General features: G+C 71.8%; 18 protein-coding genes and 1 pseudogene. 7 read left to right on the top strand and 12 right to left on the bottom strand.

Translation table 11 applies throughout. The annotated features are described in order from the left end of the window. Nucleotides 1–13: 13 nt before the first annotated feature. The 6 genes from ABZ865_RS05165 to ABZ865_RS05190 form a co-directional block, all read right to left on the bottom strand. Nucleotides 14–1,003 carry a zinc-dependent alcohol dehydrogenase family protein gene (locus ABZ865_RS05165; RefSeq protein ID WP_361223954.1) on the bottom strand — a complete coding sequence of 330 codons (990 nt, stop codon included), beginning with the start codon at nt 1,001–1,003 and terminating at the stop codon, nt 14–16. Beyond that, nucleotides 1,000–1,845 carry a carbohydrate ABC transporter permease gene (locus ABZ865_RS05170; RefSeq protein ID WP_361223956.1) on the bottom strand — a complete coding sequence of 282 codons (846 nt, stop codon included), beginning with the start codon at nt 1,843–1,845 and terminating at the stop codon, nt 1,000–1,002. Before ABZ865_RS05170 ends, ABZ865_RS05165 begins: the two co-directional genes overlap by 4 nt. After that, nucleotides 1,842–2,777 (bottom strand): sugar ABC transporter permease, encoded by a 936-nt coding sequence (locus tag ABZ865_RS05175; RefSeq protein WP_361223959.1) that lies wholly within the window; start codon nt 2,775–2,777, stop codon nt 1,842–1,844. The genes ABZ865_RS05170 and ABZ865_RS05175 overlap by 4 nt, the downstream gene beginning before the upstream one ends. Beyond that, nucleotides 2,774–4,144 (bottom strand): sugar ABC transporter substrate-binding protein, encoded by a 1,371-nt coding sequence (locus ABZ865_RS05180; protein ID WP_361223961.1) that lies wholly within the window; start codon nt 4,142–4,144, stop codon nt 2,774–2,776. Before ABZ865_RS05180 ends, ABZ865_RS05175 begins: the two co-directional genes overlap by 4 nt. Nucleotides 4,145–4,221: 77 nt before the next feature. Then, nucleotides 4,222–4,992 (bottom strand): DeoR/GlpR family DNA-binding transcription regulator, encoded by a 771-nt coding sequence (locus ABZ865_RS05185; protein ID WP_361223964.1) that lies wholly within the window; start codon nt 4,990–4,992, stop codon nt 4,222–4,224. Between the two features lie 280 nt (nt 4,993–5,272). After that, nucleotides 5,273–6,082 carry an NAD(P)-dependent oxidoreductase gene (locus tag ABZ865_RS05190; RefSeq protein WP_361223966.1) on the bottom strand — a complete coding sequence of 270 codons (810 nt, stop codon included), beginning with the start codon at nt 6,080–6,082 and terminating at the stop codon, nt 5,273–5,275. A gap of 222 nt (nt 6,083–6,304) precedes the next feature. Between ABZ865_RS05190 and ABZ865_RS05195 the strand changes: the two genes are divergently transcribed. Both ABZ865_RS05195 and ABZ865_RS05200 read left to right on the top strand, forming a co-directional pair. Then, nucleotides 6,305–7,246 (top strand): 5-dehydro-4-deoxyglucarate dehydratase, encoded by a 942-nt coding sequence (locus ABZ865_RS05195; RefSeq protein WP_361223969.1) that lies wholly within the window; start codon nt 6,305–6,307, stop codon nt 7,244–7,246. Then, nucleotides 7,243–8,418: a hypothetical protein gene (locus ABZ865_RS05200; protein ID WP_361223972.1), complete on the top strand. Its 1,176-nt coding sequence runs from the start codon at nt 7,243–7,245 to the stop codon at nt 8,416–8,418. Before ABZ865_RS05195 ends, ABZ865_RS05200 begins: the two co-directional genes overlap by 4 nt. Here ABZ865_RS05200 and ABZ865_RS05205 read toward each other — a convergent pair. Next, nucleotides 8,352–9,590, bottom strand: a complete 1,239-nt coding sequence (locus tag ABZ865_RS05205) for an MFS transporter (protein ID WP_361223975.1) — start codon at nt 9,588–9,590, stop codon at nt 8,352–8,354. The genes ABZ865_RS05200 and ABZ865_RS05205 overlap by 67 nt on opposite strands. A gap of 77 nt (nt 9,591–9,667) precedes the next feature. Further along, nucleotides 9,668–10,066 (bottom strand): DUF4440 domain-containing protein, encoded by a 399-nt coding sequence (locus ABZ865_RS05210; RefSeq protein WP_361223978.1) that lies wholly within the window; start codon nt 10,064–10,066, stop codon nt 9,668–9,670. Between the two features lie 99 nt (nt 10,067–10,165). Here ABZ865_RS05210 and ABZ865_RS05215 point away from each other — a divergent pair, with 99 nt between their 5' ends. The 5 genes and pseudogenes from ABZ865_RS05215 (at nt 10,166) to ABZ865_RS05235 (ending at nt 14,796) form a co-directional block, all read left to right on the top strand. Beyond that, nucleotides 10,166–10,747, top strand: coding sequence for a TIGR03086 family metal-binding protein (locus tag ABZ865_RS05215; RefSeq protein ID WP_361223980.1), 582 nt, complete (start codon nt 10,166–10,168; stop codon nt 10,745–10,747). A gap of 274 nt (nt 10,748–11,021) precedes the next feature. Then, nucleotides 11,022–11,774, top strand: a complete 753-nt coding sequence (locus ABZ865_RS05220; protein WP_361223983.1) for an MBL fold metallo-hydrolase — start codon at nt 11,022–11,024, stop codon at nt 11,772–11,774. Between the two features lie 144 nt (nt 11,775–11,918). Beyond that, nucleotides 11,919–12,123, top strand: a pseudogene (locus ABZ865_RS05225) (dihydroxy-acid dehydratase); the annotation flags it as partial. Between the two features lie 184 nt (nt 12,124–12,307). After that, nucleotides 12,308–13,105: an HAD family acid phosphatase gene (locus tag ABZ865_RS05230; protein ID WP_361223986.1), complete on the top strand. Its 798-nt coding sequence runs from the start codon at nt 12,308–12,310 to the stop codon at nt 13,103–13,105. A 239-nt stretch (nt 13,106–13,344) separates the two neighbouring features. Beyond that, nucleotides 13,345–14,796, top strand: coding sequence for an NCS2 family permease (locus ABZ865_RS05235; RefSeq protein WP_361223989.1), 1,452 nt, complete (start codon nt 13,345–13,347; stop codon nt 14,794–14,796). A 64-nt stretch (nt 14,797–14,860) separates the two neighbouring features. On the opposite strand, the gene ABZ865_RS05240 is transcribed toward ABZ865_RS05235, so the two are convergent. From ABZ865_RS05240 to ABZ865_RS05255, 4 genes are read right to left on the bottom strand one after another with little or no spacing between them, the layout of a single operon-like run. Next, nucleotides 14,861–16,315, bottom strand: a complete 1,455-nt coding sequence (locus ABZ865_RS05240; protein ID WP_361223992.1) for a penicillin-binding transpeptidase domain-containing protein — start codon at nt 16,313–16,315, stop codon at nt 14,861–14,863. A gap of 55 nt (nt 16,316–16,370) precedes the next feature. After that, nucleotides 16,371–17,051 carry a response regulator transcription factor gene (locus ABZ865_RS05245; RefSeq protein ID WP_361223995.1) on the bottom strand — a complete coding sequence of 227 codons (681 nt, stop codon included), beginning with the start codon at nt 17,049–17,051 and terminating at the stop codon, nt 16,371–16,373. Continuing rightward, nucleotides 17,048–18,328: a histidine kinase gene (locus ABZ865_RS05250; RefSeq protein WP_361223998.1), complete on the bottom strand. Its 1,281-nt coding sequence runs from the start codon at nt 18,326–18,328 to the stop codon at nt 17,048–17,050. Before ABZ865_RS05250 ends, ABZ865_RS05245 begins: the two co-directional genes overlap by 4 nt. Further along, nucleotides 18,325–19,272: a hypothetical protein gene (locus ABZ865_RS05255; protein ID WP_361224001.1), complete on the bottom strand. Its 948-nt coding sequence runs from the start codon at nt 19,270–19,272 to the stop codon at nt 18,325–18,327. Before ABZ865_RS05255 ends, ABZ865_RS05250 begins: the two co-directional genes overlap by 4 nt. Nucleotides 19,273–19,365 lie beyond the last annotated feature (93 nt).

Genomic DNA, 19,365 nt, shown 5'->3' on the forward strand with positions numbered 1-19,365 from the left:
ACCTCCGATCGGCTCAGGGCACCACCACGATCTTCCGCCCCACGCCCGCCGCGAACTGCGCCAGTGCGTCGGGGTAGCGGTCCAGCGGTATCCGGTCGCTGATGAACACCTCGGGGTCCAGCACCCCGTTCGCGAACAGCTCGGCCGCCCGCTCGAAGCTGTGCAGCACCGCCATGGACCCGGTGATGGTGATCTCCTGGTTGTAGATGCGGTACGGGTCGATCGTCACCCGGGTCGCGTAGTCGGCCACCCCGAACTGCAGGAACGTGCCCGCCTTCGCCACCCGGTCCAGGCCGTCCTGGATCGCCGCCGCGTTGCCCGTGGCGTCGATGACGACGTCCCAGCCCCGCGGCCGGTCCAGCTCGTCGGCGTTCGCGGCGGACGCCGAGACGCCGAGCCGCCGCGCGGTCTCCAGGCGGGCCGGGTTCACGTCCACGACGTCCACGCTCGCCGCCCCGGTCCGCTTGGCCAGCTCCAGCATCATCAGGCCCATCGTCCCGGAGCCGTAGATCAGCACATGCGCGCCGAGCCGGGACTTCAGGACGTCGTAGCCGCGCACCGCGCACGACAGGGGCTCCACCAGGGCCGCGTCCTGGGTGCGGACGTGCTCGGGCAGCTTCACGCAGTTGGCCACCGGGGCCACCGCGAACTGGGCCGCCCCGCCCGCCGTCGTCACGCCGATCGCGCCCCACCGCTCGCACATGTTGTTGTGGCCGTCGCGGCAGTAGCGGCACTCGTAGCAGTACAGGGACGGGTCCACCGCCACCCGGTCGCCGACCGCGACCTCGGTGACCTGGGTGCCCACGCCGACCACCTCGCCCGCGAACTCGTGCCCGGGGACGATCGGCAGCTTGGGCGCGAACTCGCCCTGGAGGATGTGCAGATCCGTGCCGCACAGACCGCACGCGGCCACCTCGACGACGACCTCGCGCGGGCCGGGCGCCGGGTCGGGGACCTCGGTGACGACGGCGCGGCCCACGGACTCGATGACGGCGGCCTTCATTTCACGGCTCCAAGCGACAGGCCCTGGACCAGCTTGTCCTGGGCGGCGAACCCCGCGGCGAGCACCGGCAGGGAGATGACGAGCGACGCGGCGCACACCTTGGCCAGGAACAGGCCCTGGCTGGTGATGAAGCCGGTCAGGAAGACGGGGGCGGTCCCGGCGACCACGCCCGTGAGGACCCGGGCGAACAGCAGCTCGTTCCAGCTGAAGATGAAGCAGATCAGGGCCGTGGCGGCGATGCCGGGCAGGGCGATGGGGGCCACCACGCGCGTGAGGATCGTCGGCAGCCGGGCGCCGTCGATCTGCGCCGCCTCGATCACCGCGACCGGGACCTCGGCGAGGAACGACTGCATCATCCACACCGCGATCGGCAGGTTCATGGAGGTGTAGAGGATGACGAGGAACCAGATGTTGTCCAGCATCCCGGTGTTCTTCGCGAACAGGTAGATCGGCAGCAGACCGGCCACCACCGGCAGCATCTTGGTGGACAGGAAGAAGAACAGGACGTCCGTCCACTTCCGCACCCGCCGGATCGACAGGGCGTACGCCGCCGGCAGGGCGAGGACCAGGACGAAGAGCGTCGAGACGACCGACGCGACCGCCGAGTTGATCAGCGCCGGCCAGGGGCTGGCCCCACCGCCCGCCCCGAAGAACTCGCGGTAGCCGTCCAGGGTGAGGGCGGCGCCGAAGGAGGGCGGGTTGGTCGCCGCGTCCGCCTCGGAGTGGAAGGACGTCAGCGCCATCCAGGCGATGGGCAGGAAGAAGACGATGCCGGCGAGCCAGGCCACCAGGCCGAGGCTCAGGCCCCGGTGCTTCCTGATGCGTACGGCGAGGGCGCTCATGCGCGGGACACCTCCTCGCGGAAGAGGGACGAGACCACGCGCAGGGCGAAGGTCGCGATGATGATCGAACCGATGACCACCAGGACGCCGGCGGCCGAGGCGAGGCCGTTCTCGTGGGCCTGGTAGAAGCTCTGGTAGACGGTGTAGGGCAGGTTGGCGGTGCCCAGGCCGCCGGACGTGATCGTGAAGACCGCGTCGAAGTTCTGGACGATGTAGATCGAGCCCAGCAGGGCGCCGAGTTCGAGGTAGCGGCGCAGGTGCGGGAGCGTGATGTGGCGGAAGACCTGCCAGTCGTTCGCGCCGTCCACCCGCGCGGCCTCGATCTGCTCGGGGTCCCGGCTCTGCAGCCCGGCGAGCAGGATCAGCATCATGAACGGCGTCCACTGCCAGATCAGGGAGACCTCGACCGCCAGCAGCGGCGTGTTGGAGATCCAGTCGGGCTGTGGGCCGCCGACGTAGTGCAACAGGCCGTTGATCAGGCCGTATTCGGGGTTGTACAGGACGTGCTTCCAGAGCAGGGCCGCGGCCACCGGGACGACCAGGAACGGGGCGATCAGCAGGGTGCGGACGACGCCCCGCCCGGGGAACCTGTTGTCCAGGAGCAGCGCCAGCAGCAGGCCGAGGACCAGGCTGACCAGGACCACCGTCACCGTGAGGAGCACGGTCGTCCACACCGAGTGGCGCAGGTCCGGGTCGGTCAGGACCTCGCGGTAGTTGCCGAGGCCGGTGAAGCGGCGGGCGTTCGGGTAGAGGGCGTTCCAGTCGAAGAGGGAGATCACCAGCGTGGCCACGAACGGGAGCTGGGTCACGACGATCAGGAACACGAGGGCGGGCATGAGGGGGGCCCGGGTGGCCCAGGCGCGCAGGCGGGCGGAGGGCCCCCGCGCGGCGCGTTCCGGTGCGGTCGCCAGGGGTGCTGTCGTAGCGGTCATCGTCCCTCGTACTCCTTGGAGATCTTCTCGGCGAGCTGCTGGGACTTGTTCAGGGCCGAGCCGACGGACTGCCGTCCGGCGATGGCCGAGCTGATCTCCTGGGAGACCTTGGTGCCGAGATCGGTGAACTCGGGGATGTCGACGAACTGGATGCCGGGCGCGGGGCGCGGCTGTACGCCGGGGTCGTTCGGGCGGGCGCTCTCGATGGCCTCCTTGGTCATCTCCTGGAAGGCGGCGGCCGACCTGCGGTAGTCGGCGTTGGTGTACGTCGACGCCCGCTTGCCCGCCGGGACGTTCGACCAGCCGCTGGTCTGGCCGACCAGCTGCTCGTAGCCCTTGCTGGACGCCCAGGACACGAACTTCCAGGCCTTGTCCGGGTTGCGGGAGGCCTTCTGGATGCCCCAGGCCCAGGTGTAGAGCCAGCCGGAGGCGTCCGTCCGCTCGACGGGGGCGGGGGCGTAGCCGAGCTTGCCCTTGACGGGGGAGCCGTTCGCCTCCAGCAGGCCGGCCGCGGAGGTGGCGTCGTACCACATGGCGACCTTGCCCTGGGTCATGTTGTTGAGGCACTCGGCGAAGCCGGACTGGGCGGCACCGGACTCGCCGTGGCTGCGGACGAGGTCCACGTAGAACTTCGTGGCCTTCTCGAACGCGGGGGAGTTGAGCTGCGCCTTCCAGTTCTTGTCGAACCAGGTGCCCCCGAAGGTGTTCACGACGGTGGTCAGCGGTGCCATCAACTCGCCCCAGCCGGGCAGTCCGCGCAGACAGATGCCGCGCATGCCGGGCTGCGCGCCGTCCATCTTCGCCGCGAGGTCGGCCACCTGCTGCCAGGTGGGGTGCGCGGGCATGGTCAGGCCCTTCGCGGCGAGCACGTCCTTGCGGTACATGAGGAAGGACGACTCGCCGTAGAAGGGCTGGCCGTAGAGCTTTCCGTCGTTGCCGGTCAGGGACTCGCGCATGGGCTTGAGGACGTCCGGCTCGTCGTACGACGGGTCCTTCGCGACGTACGTGTCCATCTGGTGCAGCCAGCCGTTGCGGGCGTAGATCGGTATCTCGTAGTTGGACAGGGTGGCGACGTCGTACTGGCCCGCCTGGTTGGCGAAGTCCTGGCTGATCTTGTCGCGGACGTCGTTCTCGGGCAGGACCGTGAAGTTGACCCTGATGCCGGTCTCCTTGGTGAAGTGCGCGGCGGTCAGCTTCTGCAGCTCGGTCATCTGCGGGTTGTTGACCATCAGGACATTGATGGAGTCACCGCCTGACCCGGACCCGCCCGCCCCGACCCAGCAGCCGGTGAGCAGCGGGGCGAGCAGCGTCCCTGCGGCGGCCATGGCGAGCGTGGCTCGCGGCCTCCGTCGGCTCTGGGTTCGCATGGATCGCTCCTGGATAAATCGTGACATATGGGGCGCGCATCGGTATGAGGGGGCCCCTGTAGGGGTGAGTTTCTTTTTCAGACTCGGATGACCTGGGGTCCGAGCAGCGAGTACCGGTGGGCCTCCGCCGTCGGCAGCAGTGTGCTCGTGACGATCGCCTCCAGCGCGCCGACGTCGGCGAACCGGCAGAAGCTGACCGCTCCGAACTTGGTGTGCACGCCCGCGAAGACCGTCCGCCGCGCGGCGCGGACCGCCTGGGCCTTGACCTCGCTGACCGCGGGGTCGGGGGTGGTCAGGCCGTGTTCGCGGGAGATGCCGTTGGCGCCGATGTAGGCGAGGTCGACCACGAAGCCGGCCAGCATCTTCGTCGTCCAGTGGTCGACGGTGGCCAGCGTGCCCGCGCGGACCCGCCCGCCGAGCAGCAGCACCGTCACGTTCTCCGCCTCGGCGAGGGCGCCCGCGACCGGCAGGGACGCGGTGACCACGGTCAGCGCCCGGTCCGTCGGCAGGGACTCGGCGATGAGCTGCGGGGTGAAGCCCTCGTCGACGAAGACCGTCTCCGCGTCCCCGAGCAGTTCGGCCGCGGCGGCCGCGATCCGGCGCTTCTCGGGGACGTGGCTGGTGGCGCGGAAGGCGAGTGTCGTCTCGAAGCCCGCGCTCTCGACCGGGTAGGCGCCGCCGTGGGTGCGGCGGACCAGACCGTGGTCCTCCAGGGCGCGCAGATCGCGCCGGATGGTCTCCTTGGCCACGCCCAGCTCCGCGGCGAGCGCGGTGACGTCGACGGCACCGGTGGCGCGCGCCGCCAGCACGATCTCGCGCTGGCGTTCTTCCGCCGTCCTTGTGGTCATCTCGTCACCCTCTTCCCTGTGGAGCTGCCCGTTCGGGCCTCCGGTGGCCCATGGGGGAAGTTCTACAGCGGGTCTCCGGCACTGACCAGGTCTGTTGAGGGCCCGATCCTGCCCGTATGTGCCCGTTCACCGTGCGCGGTGCCCGCCTCGGACCTGCGTGGCTGTCCGGGGCGGGGTGGGGGCGGGCGGCGCGGATGCCCGAATGCGGCGGCGGGCGGGCCCGTTCGGTGCCCGCCCGCCGCCGTGAGCGATCGTTTTCCGCCGCCGTGGAGAAGCCGGCTCAGTACGGCCAGATCGGCGGGTCGCTCACGAAGTGCCCGCCCAGGTGGCTGTGGGCCGGGTTCTCCGGGTCCAGCTCGCCCTGCTCGGCGATCAGCTTCTCGGCGTACCTCTCGGAGTCGTCCCGCGGCTCGTAGCCGAGCGCCCGCGCGCTGCCGAGGTCCCACCACAGGCGCGTGTTGGCGGAGGAGCCGTAGACGACCGTGTGGCCGACCTCCTCGGCGGTCAGGGCCGCGTGGAAGAGGCGGGCGCCGTCGGCGGGGCTCATCCACAGCGAGAGCATCCGCACGCTGGTGGGCTCGGGGAAGCAGGAGCCGATGCGGACGGAGACGGTCTCCAGGCCGTGCTTGTCCCAGTAGAGCTGGGCGAGGTCCTCGCCGAAGGACTTGGACAGGCCGTAGAAGGTGTCCGGGCGGCGCGGGGTGTCGACCGGGATCAGGGGGTCGCCGGTGTGCGGGGCCGGGGTGAAGCCGACGGCGTGGTTGGAGGAGGCGAACACGATCCGGGGCACGCCTTCGAGGCGGGCGGCCTCGTAGAGGTTGTAGGTGCCCTCGATGTTCGCCTTGAGGATCTTCTCGAAGGGTGCCTCCAGGGAGATGCCCGCGAGGTGGAGGATCGCGTCCACGCCCCGCACCGCCTCGCGCAGCGCCTCCCTGTCGGCGAGGTCCGCGGTGATCGCGTCCGGCGCGTCCTCGACGGGGCGCACGTCGAACAGGCGCAGGGTGTAGCCGTACTCCGGCAGCAGCGACCGCATCAAGGTGCCGAGCCCGCCGGCGGCGCCGGTGAGCAGAACGGTGCGGGGAGCGGGCATCCTCGAACTCCTTGACATCGGCGGCCGCATGCATGGACATGATTCACATTCATGGACACGCTAGGGAGCGGCCGGGGACCTCGTCAAGTGTGCCGTGGAGTGGGGAAATCCGTTGCCGCGCCGCGGGTTTGCCCGCTTGACCCGCGCCGAGACGGGCGCTTAGCGTGATGATGTTCAGAAATATAGACGTCGATCAGAAACATGCACCGACAGGGAGCGCCCGTGACGCCAGCCCCTCTCGCCGCCCGGCTCCGCGAGCCGAGCGGGCCGCTCTTCTTCCCCGTCACGGCCTACGGCCACGACGGGTCCCTCGACCTCGACGTCTACCGCACTCACGTGCGCCGGGGCGTCGACGCCGGAGCCGCCGCCGTGTTCGCCTGCTGCGGCACCGGCGAGTTCCACGCGCTGCTGCCGGAGGAGTTCGAGTCCTGCGTCCGGGCGGCCGTCGAGGCGGCCGAGGGCCGCGTCCCGGTGCTCGCGGGCGCCGGCTACGGCACCGCGCTCGCCGTCCGCTACGCGCGTCTCGCCGAGCGCGCGGGCGCCGAGGGCCTGCTCGCCATGCCGCCGTACCTCGTCGTCGCCGGCCAGGAGGGCCTGCTGCGGCACTACCGCGAGATCGCCGCCGCCACCGCCCTGCCGGTGATCGTCTACCAGCGTGACAACGCCGTCTTCACCCCGGGCACCGCCGTCGAACTCGCCCGCACCGACGGCGTGATCGGCCTCAAGGACGGCCTCGGTGACCTCGACCTGATGCAGCGCGTCGTCAGCGCCGTCCGCACCGAGGCCCCCGGCGACTTCCTGTACTTCAACGGCCTGCCCACCGCCGAGCAGACCCAGCTCGCCTACCGCGCCCTGGGCATCACCCTGTACTCGTCGGCCGTCTTCTGCTTCGCCCCCGAGATCGCCCTCGCGTTCCACCGGGCCCTGGAAGCGGGCGACGAGACCACCGTGCGCGGCCTCCTGGACGGCTTCTACCGGCCGTTCGTCGAACTGCGCGCCCAGGGCCGCGGCTACGCCGTCTCGCTCGTCAAGGCGGGCGTACGGCTGCGCGGACTGGACGTCGGCGAGGTCCGGCCCCCGCTGCACGAACCCGGCGAGGACCACGTCAAACAGCTCGCCCAGCTGATCGAACGCGGCTACGCGCTGCTGGAGGAGGGCACGTGAAGGCGTCGGCGTTCGTCTACCCCTGGGACGTCGACGGGGACCCCGAGGCCCCCGCCCGCATCGCGGCGCTCGGCGTGCGGCAGGTGACCCTCGCCGCCGCCTACCACTCCACCCGCGCCCTCACCCCCCGCCATCCCCGCCACCGCGTCGTCACCGCCGAGTACGCGGCCGTCCTCTACCCCACCGAGAGCCGCTGGGCGGGCCGCGGCCTGCGCCCGTACCCCGCAGGGCGGTGGGCCCCCGGCGACGCCTACGGACGCGCCGCCGAGGCGCTCGCGGCGGCCGGCCTCGACGTGCACACCTGGGTCGTCCTCGCGCACAACTCCCGCCTGGGCGCCGAACACCCGGACACCTCCGTCGTCAACGCCTACGGCGACCGCTACCCGTGGGCCCCCTGCATCGGCCAGCCCGCCACGCGCGCGTACCTGGTCGACCTCGCCGCCGAGGCCGCCGTACGCCCCGGCGCGCGCGGCACCGAACTGGAGTCCCTCGGCTGGTACGGCCTCCCGCACCTGCACGCCCACGACAAGACCTCCGGGGTCGCCCTCGGGGACGCCGGGCAGTACCTGATGTCCCTCTGCTTCTGCCCTGCCTGCCGGGCCGGCCACGCCGCCCAGGGCCTCGACGCCGACGCGCTGGCGGCCGCCGTACGGGCCGCGCTGGAGCCGCTGTGGCGCGGCGCGCCGGACGACGGGGGCTGGCCGGCCGTCGAGAAGCTCCTCGGCCCGGACACGGCGGCCGCCACGCGCGCGTGGCGCGACACCACCGCCCGCACCCTCCAGGAGGAGGCCGTCACCGCCGTACGCGCCGCCGCCCCCGAGGGCTTCCAGGTGCTGCTGCACGCCGACCCGGTCTCCTACCACTGCGGCGCCAACGCCGGCGTCGACCCCGCCCACATCCTCTCCGTCGCGGACGGCGTGGTGGTCCCGTGCACGGGCGGTCCGGGCGGTACGGACCTGCTGGCGCCCTTCGCCGCCCAGGCGCGGCAGGACACGGTCCTCGCGGCCAACCTCACGGTCGTCACCGGCATGGGCGGCAGCCCCGGCACCCTCGCGGCGGACGCCGCACGCGCGAGTGCCGCGGGCGCGACGGAACTGCGCCTGTATCACGCCGGATTGGCGTCGGACCGGGACCTCGCGGAGGTGCGCGAGGCGCTGTCGGCGGTCCGCTGAGCGGCGAGCACGGCGGCCGTCCCGAGCAGCGCCAGGCCGTACACGGGCAGCAGCGCGCCGGGGCCGGCCACTTCGACCAGACCGGCCCCGACCGCCAGCCCGATCACGTTCGGCGTGAACATCAGCGTGTTCGCGGTGGCCGTCGCCCGGCCCAGCAGCGGCCCCGGCGTCTCGCGCTGCACGGCGGTGAGCGCGGCGATGAGCACACAGGGCAGACCGAGGCCGCAGGCCGCGCCGGCCGCCAGGGCCACCGGATCCGACGGCACGGCCCGCGCGGCCACCCCGACCGCCGTCAGCGCGATCCCGGCCGCCGCGAACCGCCGCCCGCCCAGCCGCCGCAGCGCCGGCCCGGAGACCAGCCCGACCGCCACCGAGCCCGCGCCCTGGACGGCGTACAGCGCGCCCGCGTAGGCGGGGGAGTGCCCGAGGCGGTCCACGACGGCGTACAGGGTCGTGCTGCTCAGCGAGGCGAGCAGCATCGTCGTACCGCCGGCCGCGACCAGCGGACGCAGCCTCGCGTGCCCCCACATGTGGCGGACGCCCTCCGTCGTCTCCCGCCACCAGCCGTCACCGGACCGGACCGGCCGCTCCTCGCGCACCCGCAGCAGGGCGCACAGCGCGGCGGTGAGCACGAAGGTGACCGCGTCCAGACAGGCGACGGCCGGCCCGCCGAAGGCCGCGTACAGGCCCGCCCCGGTCAGCGGGGCGACGAGCTTCATCCCCTCGGTGGCGGTCATGCGCAGCCCGTTGAAATCGCCGCGGAGGTCCGGGCCGACGGCGGCGGTGACCAGGGCCGACTGGGCGGCGTCCTCGACGACACCGGCGGCGCCGTAGCAGCACAGCACGGCGAACAGCAGCCACAGGCGGCCCGGGGAGTCCACCGCGAACAGGGTGAGCAGCAGGGCGGCCAGGCCGAGGTTGCCGGTGATGAGCAGGGGCTTGCGGGGGAAGCGGTCGGCGAGGGTGCCGAGCGCCGGGCCGACCAGGGTGGGCGCCCACATGGCGAGCATGCACAGGGCGGCCAGGCCGTCGGACCCGGTGAGGTCCTTGACCCACACGCCCGACGCCAGCCACAGCGAGGACGTGCCGAAACCGGACACCACCACACCCGTCAGAAGCAGCCACGCGTTGCGGTCCCGCAGCACGCGGAACACGGTCCAGGAAGTCGTCATGCCTGACGATCGTGGGTCTAAGGGGGGTGCGTAGGGATCGGGAAGGTGCCCTAGGTGCACTCGGCTGTACGGGGAGGTCAGGGGTGGTCGTGCCAGGCGAGTGAGGCGATCCGCCAGCCCTCGGGGGTGCGGACGAACTGGAGGTTCTTGGTTCCGCCGCCCTCGAACGGCTCGCCGTCCATGATCCCGGACTTGCGGTACTCCCCGGTCCGCGAGGCGATGCCGCCCACGATCTCGGTCCGCTCGGTGGTCTCCCACTCGGAGAACTCGGTGAGCCGGCCGTCGGTCAGCAGCGTGCGCCGGGGCTCGACGAACGCGTCGACGGAGTAGACCGCGAACCCGGGGCCCGTGCAGGTGATCACCCCCTGAGGGAGGAACAGCCGGCGTATCCGCTCCACGTCCGGGGCCCTGCCGCCCCGGTTGTCGAAGGCGCCGAAGAACTCGGCGGTCAGCGCGTCGATCTCGATCTTGGACACGGCGTCACGGTACAAGGCGCATGCCCGGACGCCGATGAGTTTCCGCGAGCCGGCCGGTCACCCCTTCGTACCGCTATGGCAACCCATAAGGAGCAGGGGATGAACATCGTCGACCTGGGCCCGCAGACGCTGATCGTGGCGCGGCTCGTCGAGACCGTGACCGACGAACAGCTGTCGGCCCCCACCCCGTGCCCGGACTACGCCCTACGGAACCTGCTGGCCCACATCCTCGGGCTGTCCGTCGCCTTCCGCGACGCGGCCCGCAAGGACCTCGGCCCGACGACCGACACCAGCCCGCAGGCCGCCCTCCCGGACCTCGGCCCCGACTGGCGCGAGCAGCTGCCCAAGGCGCTGGACGACCTCGCCGACGCCTGGCGTGACCCGGCGGCCTGGACCGGCATGACCCGTGCGGGAGGCGTGGACCTGCCCGGCGAGGTCGGGGGCGCGGTCGTCGCCGACGAACTGGTGATCCACGGATGGGACCTGGCCCGCTCCCTCGGCCGGCCCTACGCCCCCGACCCCGCCGCGCTCGACGCCGCCCACGGCTTCCTGCTCGCCGCCGCCGAGGACCTCAGCCGGGGCAACGGCATCTTCGGCCCGGTCGTCCCGGTTCCGTCGGACGCGTCCCTGCTGGACCGCGCGGTGGGCCTGAGCGGCCGGGACCCGGAGTGGCGGCCGTAGGGGCCGGGGAGGCCGGGGAGGCCAGGTGAGTCCAGGGGGGAGATGTGCCGTAGCGAGACGTAGCGACACGTAGCAAGACGTGGGGGGCCGCCGTGGCGGGTTGAGGGAACCGTCGCGGCGCGGCCGGGGAGCCGCCGTACCGGGTCGAGAGGAACGGCCCGGTACGACGCGGCCCGTCCGGCGCCTCGCGGCACGAGCAGGCAGGCCCCGGCGCCGGGGGTTCCGCTTGGGCAAGTGAGCGAGGGGCCGGTGCGCGGCGTCGTACGCTCCCTCCATGCCGCTCAGCCTCACCGTCCTCGGTACCGCCTCGCCCCACCCGGGCCCCGACCGGCCCTGTTCCGGATACCTGCTGTCCGGGGGAGGCGCCGAGGTATGGGTGGACGCGGGGCCCGGGACCTTCGCCGCGTTGCAGCGGTACACGGATCCGTCCCGGCTCACCGCCATCTGGATCTCGCACCTGCACGCCGACCACAGCGCCGACCTGCTCGCCGCCGCCTACGCCTTCGCGTTCGGCGGGATGACCCCGGCCGTGCCCGTCCCGGTCTACGCCCCGCAGGACTGCGCCCGCAGGATCGCCGCGTTCCTCGGCCGCCCGGACAGCGACTTCCTCAAGGGCGTCTTCGACTTCCGGGCCCTGTACGACGGCCATGACGTCCGGCACTGGAACCTCCGGCTGACCGCCCGCGCCGTCGCCCACGGCACCGAGGCCTACGGGCTGCGTGCCGAGTGCCAGGGCAGCGTGCTGGCGTACTCGGGCGACAGCGGGCCCTGCGCCGCGCTGACCGAACTCGCCGTCAACGCAGACCTGTTCGTGTGCGAGGCCGACATCGACGAGCACCGCGGCGGCGAACAGGTGCATCTGACCCCGGAGGACGCGGGCCGCATCGCCCAGGAGGCGCGGGTGCGGGAACTGCTCGTCACCCACGTCGGCCCCACGCTCAGCCGGGAGTCGGCGACCGCCCGCGCCGCCGCCGTCTCCGGCCGGCCCACCCGCGCGGCCGTCGAGGGCGACATCCGCAGCGTCTGAGCCGCCCACCCCGGAGCCTCAACTCCCTTTGTCAGGCGCATTGACGAAACACGGGCCCCTTCCTACCTTCGACGCGTCGTACTTTCCCCGGTGCGCACCAGCGCCAGCGGACCGCCGACGTACGACTCGGGTGCCACGTGCAGCAACCCCATCACCCTGGACGTCGAGGCGCGCACCCTCAATCTCCACGTGGACGACGAGGAGTTGGCGCGCAGTCGGGCCGCGTGGACACCGCCGCCCGCCCGTCACGAGCGCGGTTACGGCGCTCTCTACGACGCAGGCCGACACCGGCTGCGACTTCGAGTTCCTCGCCCGCCCGGGCAAGGTGCCGGATCCGTACGCCGGTTGAGTTCCGCACGCCGACCGGCGAAGCGCCCGCCACCACGTTCCTGACGAGGGGCGGTACGGCCATCGGCGGGACGGTGAACCGACGGCGAAGAGACAGTGGCGCGAGGCCAGTTCGGTACCTGGCTTGATATCGATCAGGCAACGGATCTCGCGCTACCCCGGGTGACGCGCGTAGAAAACCTGTCATGCATAAATCACTGCGGATCGCGGCGGTCACCGCCGCCTGTGCCCTCGCCGGTGGTGCCCTGTACGGCGCCGGCGCGGCCACCGCCGACCAGTCGACGGCGAACTCCACCCACGAGCCCTACAACATCGGGCAGTTGGTGAAGGACATCGACACCTACTACGGCACCCACGCCGACGCGAACGGTGTCTACCAGGCGTCCGAGGACAGCCCGTACGCCGAGGACCTGGCGGACATCGACGCCGCCGCCATGCGCTACATCGACAAGGCGGCCCGCAAGGCCCACCACCACGGCGAGAAGCCGGCCGTCGTCTTCGACATCGACGACACCCTGCTGCTCAGCCTCGACTACGAGAAGCGCTACAACTACACGTACAACAGCACCACCTGGGCCGACTACGTGAACAAGGCCGACCGCCCGGCCGTGTTCGGCAGCCCCGACCTGGTCCGGTATGCCGAGTCCAAGGGCGTCGAGGTCTTCTACAACTCCGGTCTCAGCGAGGCGCAGCGCACCGCCGCCGTCGCCAACCTGAAGAAGATCGGCGCCGACGTGAACCTCGACACCGACCACATGTTCCTCAAGGACAAGGCCAACCCGCCGGCCTACCTGAGCGACTGCGCCACCCCGGGCACCTGGACCTGCACCACCGTCCAGTACAAGTCCGGCACCCGCGAGCACATCGAGGACGACCTCGGGTACGAGATCATCGCCAACTTCGGCGACCAGTACTCGGACCTGGAGGGCGGTTACGCCGACCGCACCTACAAGCTGCCGAACCCGACGTACTTCGTGTCCTGACCCGCCCGTCACCGCCCCCGCCGGCCGATGCCGGCGGGGGCGGTGGCAGGTTCACCCGTAGCTGACGTCCCCCGCGCTGCGGATGCGGGTGCGGGCCAGATGTCCGTCCGGGACTTCGAACATTGCACGGATTTCCGAACATGATTCCGTAACACGAAGAAAACCTGAAACCGGTTCGGTGGGGGAACAATCCAGCCAGCATCCGCGCACCGCTTCACCAGGCAACGAGGAGTACACCCATGTCCGAGACGGCGAAGGTGGACCAGCGGCCCGGCGCCGCGCCACCCACCGGCAACAGCGTCGACCGGTACTTCAGAATCTCCGAGCGGGGATCCAGCTTCGGCCGGGAGATACGCGGCGGCTTCGCCACGTTCTTCACCATGGCCTACATCCTTGTCCTGAACCCGATCATCCTGGGCAGCGCCAAGGACAAGTTCGGACACTCCCTCGACACCGGCCAACTCGTCACCGCCACCGCCCTGGTGGCCTGTGTGATGACGATCGTCATGGGCGTCGGCGGCAACCTCCCGCTCGCCATCGCCGCCGGCCTCGGCCTCAACGCGGTCGTCGCCTTCCAGTTGGCACCGCTGATGAGCTGGTCCGACGCGATGGGCCTGGTGGTGCTGGAAGGCCTCGTCATCTGCCTCCTGGTCCTCACCGGGCTCCGCAAGGCGATCATGAACGCGATCCCGCAGCAGCTGAAGCAGGCCATCGGCGTCGGCATCGGCCTGTTCATCGCCTTCATCGGCCTGGTGGACGCCGGCTTCGTCAGCCGCATCCCGGACGCCGCGCACACCACGGTGCCGGTGCAACTCGGCGCCGTCGGACGCCTCACCGGCTGGCCGGTTCTCGTCTTCTGTCTCGGTGTCCTGCTGACCATCGCGCTGCTCGCCCGGAAGGTGAAGGGCGCGATCCTCATCAGCATCGTCACGATGACCGTCGTCGCGATCGTCATCAACGCCGTCGCCGACATCAAGAGCTGGGGCCTGACCACCCCGAAGGTCCCGGACAAGATTGTCGCCGCTCCGGACTTCGGGCTCGTCGGTCACTTCAGCCTGTTCGGCGGCTTCGCCAAGGCCGGCGTGCTCACCGCCGTGCTGCTCGTCTTCACGCTCATCCTGTCCGACTTCTTCGACGCCATGGGCACCATCGTCGGCATCAGCGCCGAGGCCGGACTCCTGGACGAGCAGGGGCAGGTGCCGGGCATCGGCCGCGTCCTGTTCATCGACGGCGCCGCCGCCGTCGCCGGCGGTGTCGGCTCCGCCTCCTCCAACACCGCCTACATCGAGTCCGCGGCCGGCGTCGGCGAGGGCGCCCGCACCGGCTTCGCCAACCTCGTCACCGGCGGCCTCTTCGGCCTCGCGCTCTTCCTCACCCCACTGCTCACCATCGTCCCGCTGCAGGCGGCGGCGCCCGCGCTGATCGCGGTCGGCTTCCTGATGATGACCCACGTCAAGCACATCGACTGGGACCAGTACGAGATCGCCATCCCGGCGTTCCTCACCATCGCGGCGATGCCGTTCACGTACTCGATCACCGACGGCATCGGCGCCGGCTTCCTGTCCTACGTCGTCATCAAGACCGTCCTCGGCAAGGCGAAGGAGGTCAACTGGCTGCTGTGGGGTGTCTCCGCGCTGTTCCTGGTGTACTTCGCGATCGACCCGGTGGAGCAGGTACTCGGGGTCAAGTGAGCCGGATTCAGGTGAGGTCGGGGGCGGTCCGGCAGAACCGCCCCCTCCCGCCGTTCACGACCGGCTACTTCACCGCCGCCTGCATCATCGCCCTGGCCACCGGCGCCGCCAGACCGTTGCCGCTCACCTCGGACCGGGCCGCGTCCGACTGCTCGACCATCACCGCGACAGCGACTTCCTTGCCGTTGCTGTCCGACTTCCCGTACGAGGTGAACCAGGCGTACGGCGTCTTGCTGTTGTTCTCGCCGTGCTGGGCGGTACCGGTCTTGCCGCCGACGGTCACCCCGTCGATCAGCGCGTTCGTACCGGTGCCGTCCTTCACCACCGTCTCCATGGCCGACCGCAACTGCTCGGCGGTGCGGGAACTGACGATCCGCCGCGTCCCGGCATCGTCGTCGTAGTCCTGCAGGACGTCACCGCCACCGTCGGTGATCCGGGAGACCATGTGCGGCGAGACCAGTTCCCCGCCGTTGGCCATGACCGCCGACACCATCGCCATCTGCAGCGGCGTCGCCGTGACGTCGAACTGGCCGATGCCGGACAGCGCGGTCTGCGCCTTGTCCATGCCGGACGGGTACACGCTGGTGTAGGCCCGCACCGGCACGTCCTGCTTCTCGTCGTCGAAGCCGAACTTCTCGGCCATCGCCCGCACCTTGTCCTGGCCGAGGTCGACGGCCATCTTGCCGAAGACGTTGTTGCAGGAGTAGCGCAGGGCCGTGCGGATCGAGGCGTTCTCGCAGGGGGCGGACTTGTTCTCGTTCTCCAGGGTCCGCGTCGTACCCGGCAGGGTGTACGGGTCGGGGCTGTCGGTGTTCTGGTTCACGTTCTCGTACAGCCCGCTCTCCAGCGCGGCCGCCGCGACGACCAGCTTGAACGTCGAGCCCGGCGGCAGTGGCTGGCGCAGCGCCCGGTTGGTGAGCGGCTTGTCCTTGTCCTTGTTGAGCCGCCCCCAGGCAGCCCCGGCCGTGTTGGCGTCGGTCAGCGCCGAGGGGTCGTACGACGGCGTCGACACGACCGCGAGGATCCTGCCGGTCTTCGGGTCGATCGCGACGGCCCCGCCCTTCTTGCCGGCGAGCGCCTCGTACCCGGCCTTCTGCACGGCCGGGTCGATGGTCGTGAGCACGTTGCCCGGGTCGGCGCGCTTGCCGGTCACCGTGTCCAGCACGTTCTTCAGCCGGCTGTCCGTGCCGTTCAGCAGGTCCTTGTAGATGCCCTCCAGTTGGGTGGGGGCGTAGGCCTGCGAGGCGTAGCCCGTCACCGGGGCGTAGAGCTCGCCGTTCTTGTACGTGCGCTTGTACGCGAGGTCGCCGCCCTTCGTCCGTGCCGAGCCCGTGATCGAGTCGCCCGCCACGATGATGTTGCCGAGCGGCTGTGCGTACGTCTCGATCGCGTTCCGACGGTTGTCGTTGTCGTCCGCGAGGGCCTTGCCGTCGTAGAACTGCACCCAGGTCGCCCTGACCAGCAGAGCGAGCACGAGCAGCAGCGCGAAGACGGACGCCCGCCTGATCGTCTTGTTCATCCCGCTCGTGAAGACGATCGAGACGGCTCCGATCGTTCCCGTACGCCCGCTTTTCTCATCCGGCACTCAGGAAGCCGGCCTCGTACGCGGCGATCACCGCCTGCGTCCGGTCCCGGGTGCCCGTCTTGGCCAGCACCGCCGCGACGTGCGACTTCACGGTGGCGGGGCCGACGTCCAGGCGCCGGGCGATCTCCGCGTTGGTCAGCCCGGCGGCCAGGTGCCGCAGCACCTCGCTCTCGCGCCCCGTGAGCCTGCTCACCCACGCCGGGGGCGCGGGCGCCGTGCGCGCGTGCTCGGCCGCGAGGGCCCGTACGGCCGACGGGAACAGCAGGCTGTCGGTGCGCGCGACCAGCCGTACCGCCTGGACGAGCGTGTCCGCGTCCGCCCGCTTCAGCAGGAACCCGGCGGCTCCGGCGCGCAGCGCGTCGTACACATAGGAGTCGTTCTCGAAGGTGGTCACGACCACCACCCGGGTCGGCCCGTCGACGGTGGCGAGGATCTGTTCGGTGGCCCGGATGCCGTCGACCTCCGGCATGCGGACGTCCATGAGGACGACGTCGGGGCGCAGCTCCCGGACGACGGAGACCGCCTCGGCACCGGTCGCCGCCTCGCCGACCACCTCCAGGCCGGGTTCGGCGGAGAGGATGGCGCGCAGGGCGGTGCGGACCATGCGCTCGTCGTCGGCCAGGACGATCCGGATCGGGGGCCGGCTCGGGCCCGTCCTGTCGTCGGTCACGTGGTTCCCTTCAGTGGCAGTCGGACGTGCAGGCGCCAGATGTCCCCGGACACGCCCGCCTGCGAGGTGCCGCCCAGCAGGCGGACCCGGTCGGCGATGCCGCGCAGGCCGTGGCCGCCGCCGGGGCGGGGAGCGGGACAGCCGCCGAGGGGCTTCTCGCTCCCCGCGGCGGGACAGCCGCCGAGGGGGTTCTCGACGGTGATCTCCAGATGGCCTTCGGTGGCGGCGATGCGGACGCCGACCGGTTCGCCGGCGTGCTTGAGGGCGTTGCTCAGGCCCTCCTGCACGATCCGATACGCCTCTCGGGAGACCAGCGGGGGCAGCGCGGCGGGGTCGGTGTCGACGGCGGCGGTCACGCGCTGCCCGCCCGCCCTGGTCCGGCGCAGCAGCCCGTCCAGGTCGGCCGCGAGGGTCGGCGCGGGGGCGGTGCCGGGGGTGTCGCCGTCCCGCAACACGCCGAGGACGGCGTCCAGTTCCCCGACCGTGCGCCGCGTGGTCTCCTCGATGGCGGCCAGCGCCTCGCGGACGAAGTCCGGGTCGCTGTCGAGGACGCGGCGGGCGGCGCTCGCCTGCAGCGTGACGGCACTGAGCGCGTGCCCGACGGAGTCGTGCAGCTCGCGGGCGAGCCGGTTGCGCACGGCGAGGTCGGCGGCGCGGGCCTCGGCCGCGGCGAGCCGGTCCGCGGGGCTGGGCCCGAGCAGGGCGGGCGCCCAGTGGGCGAGCAGCGCTCCGCAGACGGCGGCGCAGGCGGCGAGGGCGAGCAGCATGGCCAGTCCGGCGATCGGGCAGAGAGCCAACACCCAGCCGTGGTCGAGGACTTCGGGCAGTCCGAGCCGGGGGTCGCGCAGCCCGGCGAACAGGGGCAGCGCCATCAGCACCACCGCGAACGGCGGTACGGCCAGCGACATCCCCGAGATGATCCCGCCGAGCCCCAGATGCAGCGTGAACCAGGCGGCCGTACGCCCCCGTTCGGGCCGCGTCCGGGCCGGGCCGTGGGCGAGCGCGTCCGCCTCGATGCCGCACAGGGCGCGGGCGGCGCCGGACTCCAGCGGGCGGGTCAGCGGGAAGAGCGAGGTCACGGCGGCGAGCGGCAACCCGAACGCGAACGAACCGAGTTGCAGCGGCAGGGACCCGAACACGTTGTCCACGCCGGTGAGCGGCCCCACGACCACCGAGCCGACGAGGACGTACGGCATGGCGAGTGCGCCGCCCAGGATCAGATGGATCCAGCGGCGCCGGGCCCGCCCGCCGAACAGGAGCCCCAACGCCCGGGTCACCGGGGGGTCCTGGCCGACCGGTCCGCGAAGTGGTGGGCGGCGACGGTCGCCACGAGCAGGCCGACGATCATCTGCACAGCGTAGGTGAGGCTCATCGCGGGTGTGGGACGGTCGGCGAGATCGTGGGAGGTCACCAGGGCGCCGAGCGCCATCCAGCCGCCCCAGCAGGCCACCGCCCCGGAGCCGACCCAGGCCAGGGCGAGCGGCACGGTGACCGGCAGGGGGCGGCCGCGGCGGAAGGCGAGCTGCCAGGCGCCGGTGACGGCGGCGGCGAGGAAACCGACGTACACGACCTCCATGAGCCGGCCGCCGCCGGTGTTCCGCCCGGCCGTGAACCCGCAGGCCCACAGCAGCCGGAGCGTGCCCGGGACGAGTGCGAGCAGCGCCGCCGTCACGGCGGTCGTCCGCTGCGCGGCCGCCGTGCCGTGCGCGGGCAGCTCCCACACCCGCCCCCGCCACAGGTGGCCCCACCGCTCGCGGGCGTACCCGACGAACAGCGCCCCCAGAGCGAGCCCCTGCACGATGAAGCCCCCGTACACGACCCCGAACACCCATCCGTCGAGGAACGGCCGGTCGGCACCGTCGCCCACGCCCCCGTGGACGGCCATCTGCAACGGATACCCCACCATGATCGGCGCGAGCAGCCCCGTGGCGACCCACATCGGCGCCGCGAGCAGCCAGGCGGGCACCCGCCGGCCCCACGCCTGGGTCAGCAACAGCGCCAGCGCGATGACGGCGGCGTCCATGAGCACGGTGAGCCCGTTGGCGAGCGCCATGGCCACCCGGTGCTCCAGCAACGGACTTCCGTCCGGGATGCCGAGATGACTTCCGGAGATCCAGGCGAGCTTGAGGGACAGGTACGGCAGACAGGAGACGACGGTCACGAGCCGCAGTACCGGGCGGAGCCGCAGGCTGGTGACGGCGGCGGCGGTTGAGGAGGTCATACCCCCACGCTGCCGCGCTGACGAGGTGGTTCACTTCCTGCGCGACGACGATTCGCCTCCGCCGCTCGGCGGAGACGCGGTCCTCCTCACGGC

The sequence above is a fragment of the Streptomyces sp. NPDC047085 genome (assembly GCF_040643735.1).
Classification (GTDB): Bacteria; Actinomycetota; Actinomycetes; order Streptomycetales; family Streptomycetaceae; genus Streptomyces.

What these genes read in the sequence shown, in the direction of transcription:
- ABZ865_RS05165 (WP_361223954.1), bottom strand. Translation starts at nt 1,003, where the DNA reads ATGAAGGCCGCCGTCATCGAGTCCGTGGGCCGCGCCGTCGTCACCGAG.
- ABZ865_RS05170 (WP_361223956.1), bottom strand. Translation starts at nt 1,845, where the DNA reads ATGAGCGCCCTCGCCGTACGCATCAGGAAGCACCGGGGCCTGAGCCTC.
- ABZ865_RS05175 (WP_361223959.1), bottom strand. Translation starts at nt 2,777, where the DNA reads ATGACCGCTACGACAGCACCCCTGGCGACCGCACCGGAACGCGCCGCG.
- ABZ865_RS05180 (WP_361223961.1), bottom strand. Translation starts at nt 4,144, where the DNA reads ATGCGAACCCAGAGCCGACGGAGGCCGCGAGCCACGCTCGCCATGGCC.
- ABZ865_RS05185 (WP_361223964.1), bottom strand. Translation starts at nt 4,992, where the DNA reads ATGACCACAAGGACGGCGGAAGAACGCCAGCGCGAGATCGTGCTGGCG.
- ABZ865_RS05190 (WP_361223966.1), bottom strand. Translation starts at nt 6,082, where the DNA reads ATGCCCGCTCCCCGCACCGTTCTGCTCACCGGCGCCGCCGGCGGGCTC.
- ABZ865_RS05205 (WP_361223975.1), bottom strand. Translation starts at nt 9,590, where the DNA reads ATGACGACTTCCTGGACCGTGTTCCGCGTGCTGCGGGACCGCAACGCG.
- ABZ865_RS05215 (WP_361223980.1), top strand. Translation starts at nt 10,166, where the DNA reads ATGAACATCGTCGACCTGGGCCCGCAGACGCTGATCGTGGCGCGGCTC.
- ABZ865_RS05220 (WP_361223983.1), top strand. Translation starts at nt 11,022, where the DNA reads ATGCCGCTCAGCCTCACCGTCCTCGGTACCGCCTCGCCCCACCCGGGC.
- ABZ865_RS05230 (WP_361223986.1), top strand. Translation starts at nt 12,308, where the DNA reads ATGCATAAATCACTGCGGATCGCGGCGGTCACCGCCGCCTGTGCCCTC.
- ABZ865_RS05235 (WP_361223989.1), top strand. Translation starts at nt 13,345, where the DNA reads ATGTCCGAGACGGCGAAGGTGGACCAGCGGCCCGGCGCCGCGCCACCC.
- ABZ865_RS05240 (WP_361223992.1), bottom strand. Translation starts at nt 16,315, where the DNA reads ATGAACAAGACGATCAGGCGGGCGTCCGTCTTCGCGCTGCTGCTCGTG.
- ABZ865_RS05255 (WP_361224001.1), bottom strand. Translation starts at nt 19,272, where the DNA reads ATGACCTCCTCAACCGCCGCCGCCGTCACCAGCCTGCGGCTCCGCCCG.